The sequence below is a fragment of the Faecalibacterium hattorii genome, from assembly GCF_003287455.1.
GTDB classification, from domain to species: domain Bacteria; phylum Bacillota; class Clostridia; order Oscillospirales; family Ruminococcaceae; genus Faecalibacterium; species Faecalibacterium hattorii.
The window spans coordinates 133121-152173 of record NZ_PRLC01000002.1 but is presented as its reverse complement, the minus strand read 5'-3'; the positions used below and the strand labels follow the sequence as shown (position 1 = coordinate 152173).

At 60.3% G+C, this 19053-nt stretch carries 21 protein-coding genes; 14 read left to right on the top strand and 7 right to left on the bottom strand.

The features are described from left to right. The first annotated feature begins 106 nt into the window (after positions 1-106). The 3 genes from C4N23_RS02165 (at position 107) to groL (ending at position 3274) form a co-directional block, all read left to right on the top strand. Positions 107-1087, top strand: a complete 981-nt coding sequence (locus C4N23_RS02165; RefSeq protein WP_112143720.1) for a diacylglycerol/lipid kinase family protein — start codon at positions 107-109, stop codon at positions 1085-1087. Positions 1088-1296: 209 nt separating this feature from the next. Further along, positions 1297-1584: a co-chaperone GroES gene (locus C4N23_RS02160; protein ID WP_055187788.1), complete on the top strand. Its 288-nt coding sequence runs from the start codon at positions 1297-1299 to the stop codon at positions 1582-1584. A 49-nt stretch (positions 1585-1633) separates the two neighbouring features. Further along, positions 1634-3274: a chaperonin GroEL gene (groL, locus tag C4N23_RS02155; protein ID WP_097838799.1), complete on the top strand. Its 1641-nt coding sequence runs from the start codon at positions 1634-1636 to the stop codon at positions 3272-3274. Between the two features lie 295 nt (positions 3275-3569). Here groL and C4N23_RS02150 read toward each other — a convergent pair whose 3' ends face one another. Continuing rightward, entirely contained in the window at positions 3570-3788 is a 219-nt protein-coding gene (locus C4N23_RS02150) for a helix-turn-helix domain-containing protein (protein ID WP_112143718.1), read from the bottom strand. A gap of 149 nt (positions 3789-3937) precedes the next feature. Here C4N23_RS02150 and C4N23_RS02145 point away from each other — a divergent pair, with 149 nt between their 5' ends. The 7 genes from C4N23_RS02145 to C4N23_RS02115 all read left to right on the top strand — a co-directional run bounded on the left by C4N23_RS02145 (position 3938) and on the right by C4N23_RS02115 (position 10929). Beyond that, on the top strand, positions 3938-4888 hold the full coding sequence (locus C4N23_RS02145) for a hypothetical protein (protein ID WP_112143716.1): 951 nt from the start codon (positions 3938-3940) through the stop codon (positions 4886-4888). A 93-nt stretch (positions 4889-4981) separates the two neighbouring features. Further along, positions 4982-5263, top strand: coding sequence for a DUF2508 domain-containing protein (locus C4N23_RS02140; RefSeq protein WP_097838798.1), 282 nt, complete (start codon positions 4982-4984; stop codon positions 5261-5263). A gap of 131 nt (positions 5264-5394) precedes the next feature. Next, a complete protein-coding gene (gene scfA, locus C4N23_RS02135; protein WP_015563834.1) occupies positions 5395-5541 on the top strand; it encodes a six-cysteine ranthipeptide SCIFF in 147 nt (48 codons plus the stop codon). A gap of 68 nt (positions 5542-5609) precedes the next feature. After that, positions 5610-7061: a thioether cross-link-forming SCIFF peptide maturase gene (scfB, locus tag C4N23_RS02130; RefSeq protein WP_112143714.1), complete on the top strand. Its 1452-nt coding sequence runs from the start codon at positions 5610-5612 to the stop codon at positions 7059-7061. Then, on the top strand, positions 7058-8479 hold the full coding sequence (locus C4N23_RS02125; RefSeq protein ID WP_112143712.1) for an aminotransferase class I/II-fold pyridoxal phosphate-dependent enzyme: 1422 nt from the start codon (positions 7058-7060) through the stop codon (positions 8477-8479). Before scfB ends, C4N23_RS02125 begins: the two co-directional genes overlap by 4 nt. Before the next feature lie 130 nt (positions 8480-8609). Then, positions 8610-9329 carry an ABC transporter ATP-binding protein gene (locus tag C4N23_RS02120; RefSeq protein WP_055187799.1) on the top strand — a complete coding sequence of 240 codons (720 nt, stop codon included), beginning with the start codon at positions 8610-8612 and terminating at the stop codon, positions 9327-9329. Continuing rightward, positions 9319-10929, top strand: a complete 1611-nt coding sequence (locus tag C4N23_RS02115; RefSeq protein ID WP_112143710.1) for a hypothetical protein — start codon at positions 9319-9321, stop codon at positions 10927-10929. Before C4N23_RS02120 ends, C4N23_RS02115 begins: the two co-directional genes overlap by 11 nt. 62 nt (positions 10930-10991) lie before the next feature. Here the strand turns inward: C4N23_RS02115 and C4N23_RS02110 are convergent, their stop codons facing one another. The 6 genes from C4N23_RS02110 to rpmB form a co-directional block, all read right to left on the bottom strand. Continuing rightward, positions 10992-13559, bottom strand: coding sequence for a heavy metal translocating P-type ATPase (locus C4N23_RS02110; RefSeq protein WP_112143708.1), 2568 nt, complete (start codon positions 13557-13559; stop codon positions 10992-10994). Between the two features lie 41 nt (positions 13560-13600). Next, positions 13601-13984, bottom strand: a complete 384-nt coding sequence (locus C4N23_RS02105; protein ID WP_112143706.1) for a metal-sensing transcriptional repressor — start codon at positions 13982-13984, stop codon at positions 13601-13603. Positions 13985-14188: 204 nt separating this feature from the next. Then, positions 14189-15025, bottom strand: coding sequence for a sugar phosphate isomerase/epimerase family protein (locus C4N23_RS02100; RefSeq protein ID WP_112143704.1), 837 nt, complete (start codon positions 15023-15025; stop codon positions 14189-14191). Further along, positions 15018-15788 carry an alpha/beta hydrolase-fold protein gene (locus C4N23_RS02095; RefSeq protein ID WP_112143702.1) on the bottom strand — a complete coding sequence of 257 codons (771 nt, stop codon included), beginning with the start codon at positions 15786-15788 and terminating at the stop codon, positions 15018-15020. Before C4N23_RS02095 ends, C4N23_RS02100 begins: the two co-directional genes overlap by 8 nt. An 18-nt stretch (positions 15789-15806) precedes the next feature. Beyond that, positions 15807-15983, bottom strand: a complete 177-nt coding sequence (locus C4N23_RS02090) for a DUF4250 domain-containing protein (RefSeq protein ID WP_070099933.1) — start codon at positions 15981-15983, stop codon at positions 15807-15809. Positions 15984-16050: 67 nt separating this feature from the next. Beyond that, positions 16051-16239 carry a 50S ribosomal protein L28 gene (rpmB, locus tag C4N23_RS02085; protein WP_005932647.1) on the bottom strand — a complete coding sequence of 63 codons (189 nt, stop codon included), beginning with the start codon at positions 16237-16239 and terminating at the stop codon, positions 16051-16053. 192 nt (positions 16240-16431) lie between these two features. Here rpmB and C4N23_RS02080 point away from each other — a divergent pair, with 192 nt between their 5' ends. Genes C4N23_RS02080 through C4N23_RS02065 form a run of 4 tightly spaced genes read left to right on the top strand, consistent with a single transcriptional unit; the run spans position 16432 to position 19039 of the window. Next, the gene (locus C4N23_RS02080) at positions 16432-17106 is read left to right on the top strand and encodes a site-2 protease family protein (protein ID WP_097838790.1); all 675 of its coding nucleotides are present in this window, start codon (positions 16432-16434) and stop codon (positions 17104-17106) included. Further along, positions 17107-17835, top strand: a complete 729-nt coding sequence (locus C4N23_RS02075) for a segregation and condensation protein A (RefSeq protein ID WP_112143700.1) — start codon at positions 17107-17109, stop codon at positions 17833-17835. After that, entirely contained in the window at positions 17832-18368 is a 537-nt protein-coding gene (scpB, locus tag C4N23_RS02070) for an SMC-Scp complex subunit ScpB (protein ID WP_112143698.1), read from the top strand. The genes C4N23_RS02075 and scpB overlap by 4 nt, the downstream gene beginning before the upstream one ends. Continuing rightward, positions 18365-19039, top strand: a complete 675-nt coding sequence (locus C4N23_RS02065; protein ID WP_112143697.1) for a DUF2953 domain-containing protein — start codon at positions 18365-18367, stop codon at positions 19037-19039. The genes scpB and C4N23_RS02065 overlap by 4 nt, the downstream gene beginning before the upstream one ends. Positions 19040-19053 lie beyond the last annotated feature (14 nt).

Sequence of the window (19053 nt, the reverse complement as noted above, 5' to 3'; positions counted from 1 at the left end):
GTCGGACACTTGCTTTGGGAAACTACCCGATACCCTGTCGGGAAAGCACTTGATTCTCCTGTGAATTCTGTTATCATAAGGATAAAAGAATTTCAGGAGGACGCCAATGCGCACATTGTTTTTGTTGAACCCGGCGGCGGGCAAGCAGGACTGCACCGCTTCCCTCATCCCGCAGATCGAGGCGGCGGCCCGGCGCGCGGGGCTGGCAGAGGGAGAATACACGGTCTGTGTGACCGAATATGCGGGCCACGCGCGGGAGCTGGCCCATGCGGCGGCACAGGAGACGGCCCAGAGCGGCGAGCCGCTCCGCATCTACACGGCGGGCGGCGACGGCACTTTTATGGAGGCCATGACCGGCGTGCAGGGCTTCCCCCACGCGGCGGTGGGCTGTCTGCCCTACGGCAGCGGCAACGATTTCCTGCGCACCTACGGCACGAAAGAGGAGTTTGCCGACCTTGACGCCCAGCTTGCGGGCGGGGAAGTGACCATCGACCTGCTGGAAACGAATCTGGGCCTGTCCGCTACCATCTGCGCGGCGGGGCTGGACGCACAGGTGGCCTACGGCATCCCGAAGTTCCGGCGCATCCCGCTGTGCGGCGGTGAGGTGGCCTATCTGCTCTCCATCGTGGAGCAGCTCTGCGGACACATCGGCCGGAAGCTGACCTTCACCATCGACGGCGAGGAGCTGACGGTGGACTGCCTGATGTGCGCCATCTGCAACGGCAAGGCCTACGGCGGCGGTTTCCTCGCCGGGCCGGAAGCAGTCCCGGATGACGGCTGGCTGGACGTTTTCATTGTCCGCAAAGTCGGGCGGCTGACCATTGCAAAGCTGCTGGGCATGTACAAGAAGGGCCGCCATTTTGCCCATGGCCAGTTGACCGAGGAGGCAAAGCCGTACTTCATTTACCGCCGCGCCAGATGTGTAGCCCTCCGCCCGGTGGATGGCCGCGGCCCCATCGTCGCGACTGCTGACGGCGAGTGCGCCCCCTGCGATACCGTCACGGCGGCCCTTCAGCCGCTGGCGGGCCGCATCCTCCTGCCGAAACCGGCTTACGAAAGATTTTTGAAAAAACACGCGGTCGTATGATGAAAAGCGGCTCTTCGCAAGAAGAGCCGCTTTTCTGTCATAAAATCTTAACAAAAAAATGCCGCAAACCTCTTGATTTTTGCAGTCGAGATGAGTACAATACACTTAGCACTCAGAGAAATGGAGTGCTAAACACCGGGAACGAAGAAAACGAGAGCTTCCGGGCCAAAAAAGTTTATCATTATATTTATTATAGGAGGGCAAGAACTATGAAGATCATTCCTCTTGCAGACCGTGTTGTTATCAAGACTGTTGAGGTCGAGGAGACCACCAAGGGCGGCCTGATCCTGACCGGCAGTGCCAAGGAGAAGCCTCAGGTATGTGAGGTCATCGCTGTCGGCCCCGGCGGCGTTGTGGACGGCAAGGAAGTCAAGATGACCGTGAAGGTCGGCGATAAGGTCCTCACCAGCAAGTATTCCGGCACCGAAGTCAAGGTGGATGGCGAGGAGTGTACCATCGTCCGTCAGGGCGACATTCTGGCCGTTGTGGAAGACTGAGATCTTCCCCTCTATTTTTGAAATTGAGCTTTAAAGGAGCGATTTGATTATGGCTAAACAGATCAAGCAGGGCGAGGAAGCCCGCAAGGCGCTGTGCGCCGGTATTGACACGCTGGCAAATACCGTGAAGATTACCCTTGGCCCCAAGGGCCGCAACGTGGTGCTGGGCAAGAAGTTCGGCGCCCCGGTCATCACCAACGATGGTGTCACCATCGCCAAGGAGATCGAGCTGAAGGACGAGTTCGAGAACATGGGCGCACAGCTGGTGCGTGAGGTCGCCACCAAGACCAACGATGCAGCAGGTGACGGCACCACCACCGCAACCGTTCTGGCACAGGCCATGGTCACCGAGGGCATGAAGAATGTCACCGCCGGTGCAAACCCGATGGACATCCGCCGCGGCATGAGCAAGGCAGTCACCAAGGCGGTGGAGGCCATCAAGGCCCACAGCCAGAAGGTCAAGGACTCCAACGACATCGCCCGCGTCGGCACCATTTCTGCCGGTGACCCGGAGATTGGCCGCCTGATCGCAGAGGCTATGGAGAAGGTTACTTCCGACGGCGTCATCACCATCGAGGAGAACAAGACCACCGCTGAGACCTACAACGAGATCGTCGAAGGTATGCAGTTTGACCGCGGCTACCTGACCCCGTATATGGTCACCGATACCGATAAGATGGTGGCTGATCTGGACAACGCCGCCATCCTGATCACCGATAAGAAGATCAGCGTCATTCAGGATCTGGTCCCCCTGCTGGAGCAGGTCATGCAGAACGGCATGAAGCTGCTGATCGTGGCGGAGGACATCGAGGGCGAGGCTCTGTCCACCCTGATCGTCAACCGTCTGCGCGGCACCCTGAATGTCTGCGCCGTCAAGGCTCCCGGCTTCGGCGACCGCCGCAAGGAGATGCTGCAGGATATCGCTACCCTGACCGGCGGCACTGTCGTGTCCTCCGATCTGGGCTATGAGCTGAAGGACGCCACCGTTCAGATGCTGGGTCATGCCCGTCAGGTCAAGGTCACCAAGGAGAACACCACCATCGTCGGCGGCGCTGGCGACAAGGACGCTATCGCAGCCCGCATCGCCCAGATCCGCAACCAGATCGAGGCAGCCACCAGCGATTTCGACCGCGAGAAGCTGCAGGAGCGTCTGGCAAAGCTGGCGGGCGGTGTGGCCGTCATCAAGGTCGGCGCTGCCACCGAAGTTGAGATGAAGGACAAGAAGCTCCGCATCGAGGATGCTCTGAACGCTACCAAGGCAGCCGTTCAGGAAGGCGTTGTCGCTGGCGGCGGCACCGCTCCCATCAACGCCATCCCCGCTGTCCGTGAGCTGTGCGACACGCTGGAAGGCGACGAGCGCACCGGCGCAAAGATCGTCCTGAAGGCTCTGGAGGCTCCTCTGCGCCAGATCGCCAAGAACGCCGGTCTGGAAGGCAGCGTCATCATCGACAAGATCATTTCTGCCAACAAGCCCAACTATGGCTTCGATGCCCAGAACGAGGTCTTCGTGGACGACATGATCGCCGCCGGCATCGTGGACCCGACCAAGGTCACCCGTTCCGCTCTGGAGAACGCAGCTTCCGTCGCTGAGATGGTCCTGACCACCGAGAGCCTCGTGGCTGACCTGCCGGAACCTCCGGCTGCCCCCGCCGCTGGCGGTGACATGGGCGGTATGGGCGGCATGTACTAATAACTGCCAAAAAACCGCATGAATCCTTGATTTTTGGAGCGCTCAAAAGCGGATTTACGCCAAAGCTGCGCCAAAAATCAAAGCAATGATAGGGTAACAAAATCGGCACTCGCTGAAAAGCGGGTGCCGATTTTTTGTGTCCGGGGGACTTGAAAAAGAGGAAACGCGCTGGTGATTCTGTGTAAGGCAGACGGTCAGCGGCTTTATTGTTGACGAAAAAGTAGAGGAATACAGGAATCAAAAATCTTTTTTGTTTGAGGTGAACTCGATGAATTTCGATGGAGTTTTTGTAAATTCAATTCGAGAAATCTGCTTCGTCGGGGAGATAGACAGCGACTTCTTCAAGTTTGCAATCTAAAATAGAGCAAAGCATATCCAAGGTGTTAGTGCTTACGCTGTCGTTTTTGCGTAAGCGGTCGAGTTGGCCGGTGCTGAAATGGTAATCCTTGATAAGTTTGTATTGTGAAATTCCACGATTTTTCATCGTAGCCCAAAGCGGTTGATAGGAAATCATAGAATACACCATCCAAAAGTTACTTTAATTGAATGGTAAGACCATAGCCGTACATTGACAATTGCCCGACATCGGGCTATACTAAAGAAAACATAGCCCGAATTTGGGCTGTTATACAATTTTGGGGCTAAAGAAAAGGATGGTGTCAAATGACAGCGGCAGCAATTAAAGAATATCTTGGTATGGTCGTCGAGTTGGAAAAAGAGGTGTACACGCAAAATGGAGTGATTGCATCGTTAGAGTACAAGCTTTCTACATTACCGGGCTATCGCCAGTATACAAAACCGGTTTATGACAAAGTGACATTATCTCATTATGACGGTGGTACGGCTGATATGGTTGCATTTATGTGTCTGCCGGGAGCAGTATTATTATTTGTACTTGGATTGATTTTACAGTTTTTTAGGGAGTTCTTTTGGGAAATTGCTGCTTTTGCACTCATTGTTGGACTGATTGCACTTGCCATCAGTATGGTAAATGCAGCTGATGCGCAGCATGGTGCAGATGTCCAATCGAAAAAGAATTATGATAATGCTGTAAAAGCGTATAATGAGGCCGTTAAGCTGGAAAAACTGCGTGTGCAAAGGGAACTTCCGAGAAAAACGCTGCTTCAAGAACAGTTAAAAGAGATGAAGGATGCAAATCGGAAAACAAAAGCGACTTTGGAGAAATTGTACGAAAAGAATATCATTCATAAGAACTACTGGGGATTTGTTCCGATATGTTCTTTGTATGGCTATTTTGATACAGGCGTATGCACCCAACTGGAAGGTCATGAAGGTGCATACAATAAATATGATATGGAAAGTCGGTTGGATCGAATTATTGTAAAATTGGATGAAGTTATCCGACATTTGGAAGAAATCAAAGAAAATCAATGGATGCTTTATGATGCGATTCAGGAATCAAATCAAAAAATTGATAAAGTTATTCGTAATTGCAATCAGCTATCAAACAAAATGGATGGCATTCAGGCACAGGGTGCAGAACTGAATGCGCGTGTTGCACAACTGCAAACCACATCTGACCTGAACCTGTATGTGAATACCTGCGCAAAGCGCGAACTCGAATACATGAACCGCGCCAATCGCATTTTCTAAATCAGCTCTCCAAACCGTCATCCTTTGCGCTCTCCCTGCATATACTGAAAACCAAAGCGTAAAGTTTTCAGCGTACAAAGAGGAGGAAGCTGCATGATGACGACCCAGCAAAAACCGCAAACGTATCTTTCAAACCGCATCCCGCGGGATTCGGAGCATGAGCGCTACCACCCGGAATTGGAGGAGGAGCTGAAGGAGTGCCTGTTCTGTCTACACCGCAACGAGATGATGTTTGACTTGGAGGTGGACACCGACCTGATCGAACAGCGCATCTACGAGCGTCAGGCGCTGTTGTGCCGCTACCGGTACTTACTGGCCAAAGCGCGGGAGCTGGGGCTCCACACGATTTTGAAAAAATACCAGCCTTTAGAATGATGGAGCATATCCCCGCTTTCTGCGACAAAAATCTTGACATTGGGTAGGATGTGTGCTATCCTACATAAAGGTAATATCGTGTGCGGATGGTTCCGCGCATAAAACTTTATGATCTAGTGAGGTTATATATTATGGAACGTATCAAGACGATCGCTACTCGTGACCTGACCAAGAGCGTTGTGACCGGTGGCTGCGGCGAGTGCCAGACTTCCTGCCAGTCCGCTTGCAAGACTTCCTGCGGCGTGGCAAACCAGAAGTGCGAGAACAGCAACAAGTAATTTCTGCCAATCGGATGCCGCCTTTGCCGGGCGGCATTTTTTTATGGAATAATGGAATGGAGAGTAAAATGGTACATCAGTATCAATTGAACGGTTATAACATCGTGCTGGATACCTGCAGCGGCTCGGTGCATGTGGTGGATGATGTGGCGTATGACGTCATCGCAATGTACAAGGAGCACTCCGCGGACGAGATCGTGGCCGCCATGCTCGAAAAGTACGGCGACCGCCCCGATGTGACCGAGGCCGACCTGCGTCAGTGCTTGGAGGATGTGGCCTCGCTGGAACAGGCGGGCAAGCTGTGGAGCCCTGACACCTACGCCGACATGGCCTTCGATTTCAAGAACCGCAACACTGTGGTCAAGGCGCTGTGTCTGCATGTGGCTCATACCTGCAACCTGAACTGCTCCTACTGCTTCGCTTCGCAGGGCCGCTATCAGGGCGACCGCGCCCTGATGAGCTTTGAGGTCGGCAAACGGGCCATGGATTTCCTGATCGAGAACTCCGGCACCCGCCGAAACCTCGAAGTCGATTTCTTCGGCGGCGAGCCGCTGATGAACTTCGACATGGTGAAAAAGCTGGTGGCCTACTGCCGCGAGCAGGAGAAAATCCACAACAAAAACTTCCGTTTCACCATGACCACCAACGGGATGCTGATCGACGATGACGTCATCGACTTCTGCAACAAGGAGTGCCACAACGTCGTTTTGAGCCTCGACGGCCGCAAGGAAGTGCACGACCGCTTCCGCAAGGACTACGCGGGCCACGGCAGCTATGATACCATCGTGCCCAAGTTCCAGAAGTTCGTGGAGAAGCGCGGCGACAAGGGCTACTACATGCGCGGTACCTACACCCATTTCAACACCGATTTCACCAACGATATCTTCCATATGGCCGATCTCGGCTTCACCGAGCTGAGCATGGAGCCGGTGGTCTGCAAGCCGGATGACCCCAGCGCTCTGACCGCCGAGGACCTGCCCATCCTGAAGGAGCAGTACGAGATCCTCGCCAAGGAGATGATCAAGCGCGACCGCGAGGGCCGCGGCTTCACCTTCTACCATTACATGATCGACCTGACCGGCGGCCCCTGCATCTACAAGCGCATTTCCGGCTGCGGTTCCGGCACCGAGTACATGGCCGTCACCCCGTGGGGCGACCTGTACCCCTGCCACCAGTTCGTCGGCGATCCCAAGTACCTGATGGGCGACATCTGGAAGGGCGTCACCAACACCGCCGTGCGGGATGAGTTCAAGCACTGCAACGCCTACGCCCGCCCGGAGTGCAAGGACTGCTGGGCCAAGCTCTACTGCTCCGGCGGCTGCGCGGCCAATGCCTACCACGCCACCGGCAGCATCACCGGCGTGTACGAGTACGGCTGTGAGCTGTTCCGTAAGCGGATGGAGTGCGCCATCATGATCCAAGTGGCGAAGAATCAGGAGCTGGCAGCACAGGGCATCGAAGTGCCCATCGAGCTGGGTTCCACCTGCAATGCCTGTGCCGACGGCGAAGCCTGCGAATGAGCATGACCACACCCATCGTGGACTTTGTGCGCAGCTACGCCAAGTCCGGCACCTCCCGGCTCCACATGCCCGGCCACAAGGGCCAGAAGCTGCTGGGCTTTGAGGAGGCCGATATCACCGAGATCAAGGGCGCCGACGAGCTGTACGAGGCCGAGGGCATCATCGCGGAGAGCGAAGCCAACGCCACCAAGCTGTTCGGCACGGCCCACACCTATTACAGCACCGAGGGCTCATCCCAGTGCATCCGGGCCATGCTCTGCCTTGCGCTGCAAGCGGCCCCGGCGGGGCAGCGGCCCGTTCTGCTGGCCGCCCGCAACGCCCACAAGGCGTTGCTCTACGCCGCCGCCCTCCTCGATTTCGACATCGAGTGGCTCTGGCCCGCGCCGGAAGCTGCCGGGGCGCTGTGCAGCTGCCCGGTGACGGCGGGGCAGTTGGAACAGGCGCTGGAGCGGCTTTCCGGGCAGGGGAGAACCCCCTTTGGCGTCTACGTCACCAGCCCGGACTACCTCGGCGGGATGCAGGATATCGCGGCCCTTTCCAAGGTCTGCGACGCCCATGGTGCTCCGCTTCTGGTGGACAACGCCCACGGCGCGTACCTGAACTTTCTGGTCGGCGGCAGCAAGCACCCCATGGCGCTGGGGGCCGCGATGTGCTGCGACTCCGGCCACAAGACCCTGCCCGTCCTCACCGGCGGGGCCTACCTGCACCTCGGCCTCAAGGCTCCGGTGCAGGACGAAACGGCGGTGCGCAATGCGCTGGCGCTCTTCGGTTCCACCAGCCCTTCTTACCTGATCTTGCAGTCCCTCGACCGGTGCAACCGGTATCTGTCTGAGGGGTATCCGCTGCGGCTCTACTCCTGCTGTGGGCAGTTGACGCGGCTGCGGCGGGTGCTGAACGAGGCGGCGGCTGCGGCGGGGAGCAAGCTTTCGTTGGCCGTGGACGACCCGGCCCGCGAACCCCTCAAGCTGACGCTAGACGCCGCCGCACTGGGCCTGACCGGCACGGCATTGGCTGAGGCACTGCGCAAGTATGCCATCGAGTGCGAGTATGCCGACCCCCGCTATGTGGTGCTGATGTTCACACCCGAAAATCCGGCGCAGGACTACGACCGGCTGGAAGAAGCCGTTGCAGCGATCTGCGCGGCACTGCCCGGTGTACCGGAATGCCCTGAGCCGGAAGGGGACACCTTCACCGCATTGGCGGCAGAAGCGGAACCGGTCTGCTCTGTGCGCGCGGCAGTCTTCGCCCCGCAGCAGACCATCCCCGCCGCCGAGGCGCTGGGCCGGGTCTGCGCGATGCCCACCGTCTCCTGCCCGCCCGCGATCCCCATCGTGGTCAGCGGGGAGCGGGTCGGCCCGGCTGCGATCGAGCTTTTTGCACGCTACCACGTTGAAACGGTGGCCGTCATCCGAGAATAAAATGCAGGGTCAAAAGCTGTAAAAAGCATATGCTTTACAGATTTTGGCCCTCTTTTTGTGTCGCAAAACCTTGACAGCGCCCGCCGAATGTGGGATGATTTCTACAAATGGGATCAAAGGGGGAAGCGGAATGCTTCAGATTCAGCAGTTGACCAAGCGCTACGGGGAGAAGACGGCGGTGGACGCCCTGACGCTGACCATCCGGCCCGGCGAAATCTTCGGCTTTATCGGGCCGAACGGTGCGGGCAAGACCACTACCCTGAAATGCTGCTGCGGCATCCTCCAGCCGGACAGCGGCGAGGTGCGGGTGGACGGCATCTCGGTGCGGGAGGATCCGCTTGCCGCCAAGCGGAAGCTGGCCTATCTGCCCGATAACCCCGACCTTTACCATTACATGACCGGCATCCAGTACCTCGATTTCATCGCGGACATCTTCGGGGTGTCGGACGCGGCCCGCGCCGAGCGGGTGCGGGGGTACGGGGAGCGCTTCGGCCTGACCGGGGCGCTGGCCCAGCCCATCGGGGACTACTCCCACGGCATGAAGCAGAAGCTGGCCATCATCGCGGCGCTGCTCCATGCGCCCAAACTGATCTTGATGGATGAACCCTTCGTCGGGCTGGACCCGCTGGCGGCGCACCAGCTCAAGCAGACCATGCGGGCCTTCTGCGACACGGGCGGGGCCATCTTTTTCTCGACGCATGTGCTGGAAGTGGCGGAAAAGCTCTGCGATCAGGTGGCCATCATCAAAAACGGCAAGCTCATCCGGGCGGGCTCCATGGCCGAGGTGCGGGGCGACGCCTCGCTGGAAACGGTCTTCTTAGAGTTGGAGGGCGGCGCCGATGAACGCTGAGACGAAACGCTGCTTTGCCGCCCTGCTGCACAAACAGCGGCGGGAGCAGAGCGCCTTTTTGAACCGGAGCGCCCGCACCGGGAAGCAGCGCACCCAAACGGGAAAGCTTGCCTTCGGGGCGTTGTATGGGGCCATTGCGCTGGTGCTGATGGCGAGTTTTGCTTCGCTGTCGTGGCCGCTGGCGCAGCTTCTTCTGCCGGCCGGCTGGGAGACCCTCTATTTCCTCGTGCTGGAACTGCTGGCCCTCCTTGTCAGCGTGCTGGCCGGGGCGCTTTCCAGCTATAACCGCCTTTTTCAGGCCAAGGACAACGACCTTTTGCTGGCTCTGCCCATCCCGCCGTGGATGATCTTTGCGGTGCGGCTGAGCGGCCTGTATGAGATGAGCCTGTTCTATCTGCTCCTCGTCTGGGTGCCCGCCGAAGCGGCCTATGCGCGGTTCGCGCCGCATCCGCTGGGCGGCATCCTGAGCGCTGTGCCGATGGCCCTGCTGCTGGCCGGGGCGGCGTCGGTGCTGGCGGCGCTGCTGGGCTGGGCGGTGGCTCTGCTCGTGGCGAAGGCCGGGCGGCATAAAGCGCTCTTCACCGTGGCGGCGTCGCTGGGCTTCCTTGCCCTTTATTTCCTCGGCTATCAAAAGAGCGGTGCGCTGCTGAACGCCCTGCTCTCCTCGGCGCTGTGGGGCGGCGGGGAAGGGCTGCCGCAGGGCGGCTGGCTGCTGCTGGGCCGGGCTGCGTGCGGAGATATCCCGGTGCTGCTGGGGCTGTTGATCTCGCTGGCGGCGGTCTGCGCCGCGCTGGGAAAGCTTCTTTCCGGCCCCTACCTCCGCCTGATGACCACCCGCACCGGCGGCGCGGCATCGAAAATGAAGGCAGCGCCCAGCCGCCGCGTCTCGGTGCGGCGGGCCCTGCTGCGGCGGGAGCTGCTCCATCTGGCGGGCAGCCCCACCTACCTGCTCAACTGCGCCATGGGGTCGCTGGGGCTGGTGGTGCTCAGCGTGCTGGCTTTGTACAAAGCAGGGGAGATCCGGCTGCTGGCGGTCCAGCTGCTTCCGCCGGGGCTGGCGGGTGCGGCGGCAGCATTCGCCGCAGCCCTTGGGGCGGGCACGAACTGCCTGACGGCCCCCTCCGTCTCGCTGGAAGGGGAGAGCCTTTGGCGTATCCGGAGCTTGCCGGTCTCGCCGTGGCAGACCCTGCGCGCCAAGCTGGAACTGCATCTGGCGGTGACGCTGCCGCCCGCCCTGCTCTGCGCGGGGGTGCTGCTGGCTGTGGTGCGGGCCGCTCTGCCCATGGTGCTGCTGGGCCTTCTGGCGGTGGCGCTCTTCGTGGTGTTGTCGGCGGCGGTGGGGCTGGTGCTGGGGGTGCTGATGCCCAGCTTCCACTGGACCAGCGAAACGGCGGTCATCAAGCAAAGCCCCTTCTGTCTGCTGGCCATGCTCCTGAGCTGGGGCGCGGCCCTTGCGCTGTTTGCGGGGACGGCGGCGCTGTCCCATAGGATGCCGCCCGCCGTCAGCCTGAGCCTTGCCTGTCTGCTGCTGGCGGGGGCCGATGCCCTTGCACTGCGCTGGCTGAAGACAAAAGGTGCCGCACGATTCGAAACGACCTGACAAAAAAACGGGAGCTGCCCACATTGTGCGGACAGCTCCCGTTTCTGATTTGGGAAACCGGCTCACTCGATGCCGGTGACCTTGTAATCCTGATCCTCGACGGCCTTCTTCAGGGTCTCGTCGGAGACGTCGGCGCTCAGGGTGACGATGGCGGTGCCGGCCTCGTGGCTGACCACGGCCTCGCTGACTTCGGGCAGAGCTTCCAGTGCCTTCTTCACGCGGGCCTCGCAGTGGCCGCACATCATGCCCTCAACATGCAGGGTCTTTTTCATAACGTTATCCTCCTTGACATTGGATGTGGTATGGTCTTCGACTGCGGGCTGCACGGGGGCAGCGGGCAGGGAAACGGCATTCTTGGCTTTGTGGTCGTGCTTGGTGCTGTGCAGGTCGAACAGGTTCAACCGCAGTGCGTTGCTGACCACGCAGAAGCTGGACAGGCTCATGGCCGCTGCACCGAACATGGGGTTCAGGGTCAGGCCGAAGGGGATGAACACACCGGCGGCCAGCGGGATGCCGATGGTGTTGTAGAGGAACGCCCAGAACAGGTTCTCGTGGATGTTGCGCAGGGTGGCGCGGCTGAGCCGGATGGCGGCGGGCACATCGGAGAGCTTGGAGTTCATCAGGACGACATCCGCCGCGTCGATGGCGACGTCGGTGCCCGCACCGATGGCGATGCCGGTGTCGGCACGGGTCAGGGCCGGGGCGTCGTTGATGCCGTCGCCGACCATGGCTACCTTACCGGAAGCTTGCAGCTGGCGGATGACGGCTTCCTTGCCGTCGGGCAGGACGCCCGCGATGACTTCATCCACGCCCGCTTGCTTGCCGATGGCGTCGGCGGTGCGCTGGTTGTCCCCCGTGAGCATCACGACCCGGATGCCCATGTTCTGCAGCTCGCGGATGGCGCGGGGGCTGTCCTCCTTGATGGTGTCGGCCACGGCGACCACACCCAGCAGTCTGCCCGCGCCGCCGAAGTAGAGCGGGGTCTTGCCTTCCTTTGCAAGGGCGGCGGCCTTTTCCTTCAGCACGGCAGGGACGGCGGCCTTGGTTTCGATCAGGGCTGCGTTGCCGCCGAAGATCTCCGCTCCGTCCAGCCTTGCGGACAGGCCGTTGCCGGGCAGGGCGGAAAAGTCGGAAACTTCGGGCGCGTCAATGGCGTTTGCTTCGGTGTAAGCGAGGACGGCCTTGGCCAGCGGGTGTTCGCTCCTGCGCTCCAGTGCGGCGGCAAGGGTCAGCAGCTCGGTCTCGGAAACGCCCTCGGCGGGCAGGATGTCGGTGACCTTCGGCTCGCCGCTGGTGATGGTGCCGGTCTTATCCAACGCAACGATCTGGGTGCGGCCCGCGGCTTCCAGCGAAGCGGCGGTCTTGAACAGGATGCCGTTCTTGGCGCCGAGGCCGTTGCCGACCATGATGGCGACCGGCGTGGCCAGACCCAGCGCACAGGGGCAGCTGATGACCAGCACCGAGATGCCGCGGGCCAGTGCGTAGCCCAACTCCCGGCCCAGCAGCAGCCAGACCATCGTGGTGACCACGGCGATGGAGATGACGGCGGGCACGAAGAAGCCGGACACGGTGTCGGCGATCTTGGCGATGGGAGCCTTGGTGGCGGCGGCGTCGCTGACCATCTTGATGATTTGGGCCAGCGTGGTGTCCTCGCCCACGCGGGTGGCCTCGCACCGCAGGAAGCCGGACTGGTTGGTGGTGGCGGCAGAGACTTTGTCGCCCTCGGCCTTGTCCACCGGGATGCTCTCGCCGGTCAGAGCGCTTTCGTTCACGGCGCTGGAACCTTCCAGCACGATGCCGTCCACGGGGATGTTCTCACCGGGGCGGACGACGAAAATATCGCCCTTGCGCACTTCCGCGATGGGCACGCTGACCTCGGCACCGCCCCGCAGCAGGGTGGCGGTCTTGGGGGCCAGCTTCATCAGGCTCTTGAGTGCATCGGTGGTCTTGCCCTTGGAGCGGGCCTCCAGCATCTTGCCCACGGTGATGAGGGTCAGGATCATGGCAGCGGACTCGAAGTAGAACTCCATCATATAGTGCATGACCAGTTCCTCGTTGCCGTCCACCTGTGCGCGGGTCATGGCGAAGAGGGCGTAGGTGCTCCAGACAAAGCTGGCCGAGGAACCCAGCGCCACCAGCGTATCCATGTTGGGGGCGCGGTGGATCAGCCCCTTGAAGCCGCTGATGAAGAACTTCTGGTTAATGACCATGACGATGCCCGCCAGCAGCAGCTGAACAAGGCCCATGGCGACGTGGTTGCCGTCGAACCAATGGGGGAGCGGCCAGCCCCACATCATGTGCCCCATGGAAAAGTACATCAGAACGATGAGAAAGATCAGTGAGGCGATGAGCCGCTTTTTCAGTTTCGGGGTCTCGTGGTCGGCCAGTGCGTCAAGGTCGGAACTGGAGTCCGGCGCAGCGGAAGCGCTGCTGGATTTGGGGCTGGCACCGTAGCCCGCATCCTGTACCGCCTTGACGATGGCGGCGGCGCTGGCGGTGCCCTCCACGCCCATGGAGTTCGTCAGCAGACTGACCGAGCAGCTTGTGACGCCGGGAACAGCGTTCACGGCCTTTTCCACCCGTGCAGAGCAGGCCGCGCAGCTCATGCCGGTAACATTGTATTGTTCCATAATCGTACTCCTGAAGATCGGTTGGCTTGCCCGCAAGAGGGTCATTTCATAAGCTTTGGCAGCAATTTGATCAGCTCGTCCAGCTTTTCTTCGCTGCCCGCCCGCAGATCGTCCGCCACGCAGGTGCGCACATGCTGGGCCAGCAGCTCCTTGGAAAAGCCGTTCAGCGCCGAGTTCACCGCCGCCACCTGCACCAGAATGTCGGCGCAGTAGATATCCTTTTCCACCATGCCGCGGATGCCGCGGATCTGGCCCTCAATGCGGTTCAGCCGGTGGATGAGGCTCTTGTACTCCTCCTCGCTCCGCTTTTTGTGGCGGCAGCAGCAGGAAGAACTTTCCGTTTCTGCTTCGGCTTCCCGCACTTCGCGGTCGTCCGCGTTTGCAGTGTCACAGCAGCGGGGACATTTCTCGGTTGCTTCACGCATGGGAACGACTCCTTTCAAATTACCCCTTGGGGGTATCTTTCGTACAAGAGGATTGTAGCACAGTTTGTCCTACAAGACAAGTAGGGATTGAACCTTCAAATGTTAACTTTTTGTGAACGAGCGAGAACAAAAAAGAACTGCTGCGACTCCCTTCGTCATCGCTGACGCGATGCCGGAAGGAGTTGCAGCAGTCGGTTCAAAAAATCAGATGCAGAAACGGCGGATGAACGCAATATCGCTGGCCGCGCGGGCGGGGACGGCTTCCTCCCGCAGAACGGGAAGGGCCGCTTGCGGCATCGCCTTGAGCATGGCAAAGCCGCCCGCATAGTCCACGCAGGAATCTTCCAGTGAGGTGGAGTAGAGGGTGCCGTCGGGCTGGAAGTTCTGGCCCTTGAAGTGGACGGCGGCGATCTTGTCGCCGTACCAGCTGCCGACCTGATCCCAGATGCGGCGCTGGGCGTCCACAGAAGCGTTTTCCGGGCCCACGTAGTTTGCAAAATCGCAGATGACCCGCAGATTCGGGCTGGCCATGGTGTCCAGCACCATCTTGACGGCCTCCGGGGTGTTCATGGCGTGGTAGTAGACGCATTCCACGGCAAACAGCACCCCCTGCTCCTCGCAGAGGGGCAGGATCTCGCCGAGGCTGCGGAGCAGCGCTTCCTGCGCTTCCTTTCGGGTGACGCCGGGCTGCTTTGCCATGTTGGTGGTCTCGCTGCCCATGCAGCCTGCACCCAGCGCCTTGGCGACGGGGATCTGGCTCAGCACTTTGGCGACCTCGGCGCGGCGCTTGTCCTCGTCAGCATAGCTCAGCTCAACGTAGGTGCCGTCCACGGCGATGGAAACGCCGGAGGCAGCGACAGCGGCCTTGGTGGCTTCCACTAGCTCCGGCGTGATGTCGGCGTAGCTCTTCACGTCCTCAATGGCCTTGGTGTAGGCCAACTGGGTGCAGCGGAAGCCCGCCTTGCCGATGGAAGTGAGCAGCTCTTCGGGGGTATGGCGGCCGAAATCATGGCCGCGGGCACCGATGATGAATTCAGGCATTTGTTTTCTCCTGACCTCGGCCGAAGACGCGCTCGGCGAAGATGTTCAGCTCCTTGCCCCACCAGTACCAGTCGTGGGAAACATCGTTGCCCCAGATCTCGCAGTGGGCAGGGATGCTGGCGGCGGCCAGCGCGGCGGCGAGGGCGCGGGTGTCGGCCTGTGAGTCCTCCTCGTAGCTGCCCTGCCCGGCGCAGAGGAGCAGATGGTTCTCCTCAGCCTTGGCAAAGGCCTTGGCGTCCACGATCCCTTCGGGCAGGTAAGCGATGGGCGCGTTCCGCAGTACGAGGTCGTCCTCTGCGCTGCCGAGGAAGCGGCAGACATCGTACAGGCCGGACAGGCCGATGGCCCCGGCAAAGACCTCCGGGCGGCGCAGACGGCAGTTGACCGCCTGAACGGCACCGGTGTCCACGCCCACGCACCACAGCGGAGCGTCGGCATCTCCGTTCAGCTCCCGGATGCGGGCAGCCAGCTCGCCGGTGAGGTAGCAGAAATATTTTTCCTGCAGCTCGGCGCGGCGGCGGGGCGAGACGTCCCCGGTCCGCAGACATTCGGCGTCAATGCTGTCGGCGGTGAAGAGCTGGACCTTGCCCGTGTTCAGCAGGGAAGCCACCGCATCGGGCATCCCATTGTTCTCCCAGTCGTAAAAGCGGCCGCCCCGTGCGGGCAGCGCCAGAACCGGCACACCGGCAGTGCCGTAGACCTTGAACTCCATCTCGCGGCCGAGCACCCGGCTCCACTCTTTGTAATAGGTACCTTGCATCATGGAAGCAACCTCCTGAATTTATACGAATTGATTTCGCGCGGGGTCGTACTCATACCCGGCGGCAGCAAGCTTTGCGCACAGTGCGGTCTTATCCTCATCCAAATCGTCGCACAGTGCGTCGAGGGTGGGGTAAAAATCGCGCAGCTTCAGGTTCACCATGCTCAGCAGCATGATGGGGTCATTGGGCAGTGCCATGCAAAAACCTCCTCACGGATAACAAAAAAGCCGGCCACTCGACAAAGTGACCGGCAGATGCAGCTACTTAGACAGCGCGGGTAACTTTGCCAGCGCGCAGGCAACGGGAGCATGCGTAGATATACTTGGGAGAACCCTCCACGACCGCCTTGACACGACGGACATTCGGCTTCCAAGTACGGTTGGAACGGCGATGAGAGTGGGAAACCTTGATACCAAAGGTAACGCCCTTGCCGCAGCATTCACACTTAGCCATGGTACTTGCACCTCCTAGCAGTGAAGTAAGGAATTCAAAATAATCAGCTTGACTATTGTACCAGAGATACGGGGAAAATGCAAGCATTTTTTCAAATTTTCTGCAACCTTTTTCATCTGTGCGCCAAACCCTTGTCGGAACACGAAAAAAATAGTACAATAAATGAAAATCATCCACTGACAGGAGAATGACATGAGCTCACGCGGAATCTATTATCTTATCCGAACGCTGGTGGCGCTGGTCGCCATCCCATTCCACGAGGCGGGGCACGCACTGGCGGCGTGGCTGCTGGGGGATCCCACAGCGAAGCAGGAGGGGCGGCTGAGCCTGAACCCCTTCAAGCACTTCGACCTGCTGGGTACGCTGTGCATGGTGTTTGCGGGCGTGGGCTGGGCAAAACCTGTCTCCACCGACCCGCGCAACTTCAAAAACCCGAAGCGGGGCATGGCGCTCACCGCGCTGGCGGGCCCTGTGGCCAACCTGATCCTTGCCTACCTCGCCATGGTGGTGTGGAAGCTGCTGTACTACTGGGCGCCCATCACGGAGCTGACGATTTTTGCGGCCCGGTTCCTCCAATACTTAGTCATGATGGACGTCAGCCTTGCGGTGTTCAACCTCATCCCGGTTCCGCCGCTGGACGGCAGCCGGGTGCTGCTGGCCGTCCTGCCGGAGCGCATCTACTTCGGCATGATGAAGTATGAGCGGGTCATCCTGATCGTGATGCTGGCGGTGGTGTGGGGCGGCTTCCTCGACGGGCCCCTCACGGTGCTGAACAATGTGGTCTGGGATCTGCTGGACCTCGGCACCGGCTACATCGACCAGATCGCCCTTTCGGCCTACTACGCATCCATCGGGACGGTGATCTGAGTGGCAGAGGAGCTGACGTTTCGCCTCGAAGACTTTGAGGGGCCGCTGGAGCTTTTGCTGACGCTGGTGCAAAAGCACAAGATGGACCTGCACAACATCCCCATTCTGGAACTCATCGACCAATACACCGCCGCAGTGGCCTCGGCAGACGATGCCGACCCGGAGACGGCCAGCGCTTTCATCGAGATGGCGGCGCATTTGGTAGAGATGAAGAGCTATCTGCTGCTGCCCCGCAGCGAAGAGGGTGAGCGGATGAAGCAGGAGTTTACCGGGCGGCTGATCGAATACGACCAGTGCCGCCGGATGGCTGCCCAACTGCGGGAAAAAGCCGAAGCAGCCCCGGTCTTTGTCCGCGCGCCCTTGCAGATGGAGTGGGACAATACCTATGACCTGTTCCACTCGCCGCAGATGCTGGCCGATTGCTGGCAAGCACTCTCCGGCCGGACGCCCCTCGTCCGCAAGGAGCCGACCCAGCAGCAGTTCGAGCCGCTGGTCTCCGCGCCGCAGGTATCGGTCAGCAGCCGGGTGGTCTACATCCTGCGTCAGCTCATAGCGGGCGGGGCGCAGCGGATGGGGCAGCTCTTTTCCCGCCGCCAGAGCCGGGGCGCGAACGTCGCCACCTTTTTGGCCCTGCTGGAGCTGGTGCGCGGCGGGCGGGTGACGCTGGGCCCGGAAGGGAAGCTGACCATGCGCCGGGGCCGCTTGGAACGCACAAAGGAGAACAAATGAACCAGAAAACGATACGAGCCGCCGTGGAGGCGATGCTCTTTGCCTACGGGGAGCCCGTCGGGGCCGACAAGCTGGCACAGGCGCTGCAGCTGCCGACGGCGAGCGTGGAAGAGGCGCTGGAAGACCTGCACGCCCGCTATGCCCGCGAGGACAGCGGCCTTTGTCTGCTCCACCTGAACACCCACTGGCAGCTGGCCACCAAGACCGATTTCGCGGAGCCGGTCCGCCGGGTGCTGGACACCCGCCGCTCGGTGCCGCTGGGCCCGGCGGCCATGGAGACGCTGACCGTTATTGCGTACAACCAGCCGGTCTCCCGTGCCTTCATCGAGCAGGTGCGCGGCGTGGATTCCTCGTCCAGCGTGTCCGGTCTGCTGGAAAAGGGACTCATCGAGGAGGCGGGCCGCCTCGACCTGCCGGGCCGCCCGGTGGCGTTCCGGACAACGGATGTCTTTCTGCGGTGTTTTGGCCTGTCCAGTCTGGATGACCTGCCGCCCATCCATAACGATCAGGAAGAAAGCGGGGGAGCGGTATGAGCGTGGTGCTGAGCATTCTGGGCGTCGTGGGCGGCGTGCTGCTCTTCCTATTAAAGTGCATCGGCATCCTGCTGCTGGTGGTTCTGGTGCTGGCGGTGCTGCTGATGCTCTGCCCCTTCTGCGCGGATGTGCTGTGGGAGAACGAGACCCTGACCGTCAAGGCCGGTGCGCTGGGCATCACCTTCCCGGTGTTCCGGTATCCCGCGCCGGAAAAGCCGAAGAAGGAGAAAAAGAAGAAGTCCAAAAAGAAACCGGAAGCGGAATCGAAGCCGAAGCCGGAAGCGACGCCCCGCAAAAAGGCAAAGCTGACCTTAAACATCGTCTGCACCATCCTGCGGGGGGCGGGCAAGTTAACCAAGGCCGTTTTTGGGGCGCTGCGGATCACCAAGATCAACATCTGCCTCGGCGTCCGGGGCGAGGACCCCGCCGACGTGGCCCGCAGCTACGGCAAGCTGAACGCATGGCTCGGCGGTGCGCTGGGCCTTTTGGACCGCTTTCTTTACCTTGATTTTGAGCAGCTCCGCCTTGTGCCGGATCTCGGTCCCGACCAGCCCACCGTGGAAGACCGGGTGTCCTTCCGGGTGACGGCACAGGCCTATGCGATCGTTTTTACCGCTTTGCGTGTTCTTTACGAATTCTGGCACGAAAAAGTACTGGATTTGTTCCTTTGATTCCGCTATAATAT

Excerpts from the sequence above, each read along its gene's own strand:
- C4N23_RS02165 (WP_112143720.1), top strand. The coding sequence starts at position 107 with ATGCGCACATTGTTTTTGTTGAACCCGGCGGCGGGCAAGCAGGACTGC.
- C4N23_RS02160 (WP_055187788.1), top strand. The coding sequence starts at position 1,297 with ATGAAGATCATTCCTCTTGCAGACCGTGTTGTTATCAAGACTGTTGAG.
- groL (WP_097838799.1), top strand. The coding sequence starts at position 1,634 with ATGGCTAAACAGATCAAGCAGGGCGAGGAAGCCCGCAAGGCGCTGTGC.
- C4N23_RS02150 (WP_112143718.1), bottom strand. The coding sequence starts at position 3,788 with ATGATTTCCTATCAACCGCTTTGGGCTACGATGAAAAATCGTGGAATT.
- C4N23_RS02145 (WP_112143716.1), top strand. The coding sequence starts at position 3,938 with ATGACAGCGGCAGCAATTAAAGAATATCTTGGTATGGTCGTCGAGTTG.
- C4N23_RS02140 (WP_097838798.1), top strand. The coding sequence starts at position 4,982 with ATGATGACGACCCAGCAAAAACCGCAAACGTATCTTTCAAACCGCATC.
- scfA (WP_015563834.1), top strand. The coding sequence starts at position 5,395 with ATGGAACGTATCAAGACGATCGCTACTCGTGACCTGACCAAGAGCGTT.
- scfB (WP_112143714.1), top strand. The coding sequence starts at position 5,610 with ATGGTACATCAGTATCAATTGAACGGTTATAACATCGTGCTGGATACC.
- C4N23_RS02125 (WP_112143712.1), top strand. The coding sequence starts at position 7,058 with ATGAGCATGACCACACCCATCGTGGACTTTGTGCGCAGCTACGCCAAG.
- C4N23_RS02120 (WP_055187799.1), top strand. The coding sequence starts at position 8,610 with ATGCTTCAGATTCAGCAGTTGACCAAGCGCTACGGGGAGAAGACGGCG.
- C4N23_RS02115 (WP_112143710.1), top strand. The coding sequence starts at position 9,319 with ATGAACGCTGAGACGAAACGCTGCTTTGCCGCCCTGCTGCACAAACAG.
- C4N23_RS02110 (WP_112143708.1), bottom strand. The coding sequence starts at position 13,559 with ATGGAACAATACAATGTTACCGGCATGAGCTGCGCGGCCTGCTCTGCA.
- C4N23_RS02105 (WP_112143706.1), bottom strand. The coding sequence starts at position 13,984 with ATGCGTGAAGCAACCGAGAAATGTCCCCGCTGCTGTGACACTGCAAAC.
- C4N23_RS02100 (WP_112143704.1), bottom strand. The coding sequence starts at position 15,025 with ATGCCTGAATTCATCATCGGTGCCCGCGGCCATGATTTCGGCCGCCAT.
- C4N23_RS02095 (WP_112143702.1), bottom strand. The coding sequence starts at position 15,788 with ATGATGCAAGGTACCTATTACAAAGAGTGGAGCCGGGTGCTCGGCCGC.
- C4N23_RS02090 (WP_070099933.1), bottom strand. The coding sequence starts at position 15,983 with ATGGCACTGCCCAATGACCCCATCATGCTGCTGAGCATGGTGAACCTG.
- rpmB (WP_005932647.1), bottom strand. The coding sequence starts at position 16,239 with ATGGCTAAGTGTGAATGCTGCGGCAAGGGCGTTACCTTTGGTATCAAG.
- C4N23_RS02080 (WP_097838790.1), top strand. The coding sequence starts at position 16,432 with ATGAGCTCACGCGGAATCTATTATCTTATCCGAACGCTGGTGGCGCTG.
- scpB (WP_112143698.1), top strand. The coding sequence starts at position 17,832 with ATGAACCAGAAAACGATACGAGCCGCCGTGGAGGCGATGCTCTTTGCC.
- C4N23_RS02065 (WP_112143697.1), top strand. The coding sequence starts at position 18,365 with ATGAGCGTGGTGCTGAGCATTCTGGGCGTCGTGGGCGGCGTGCTGCTC.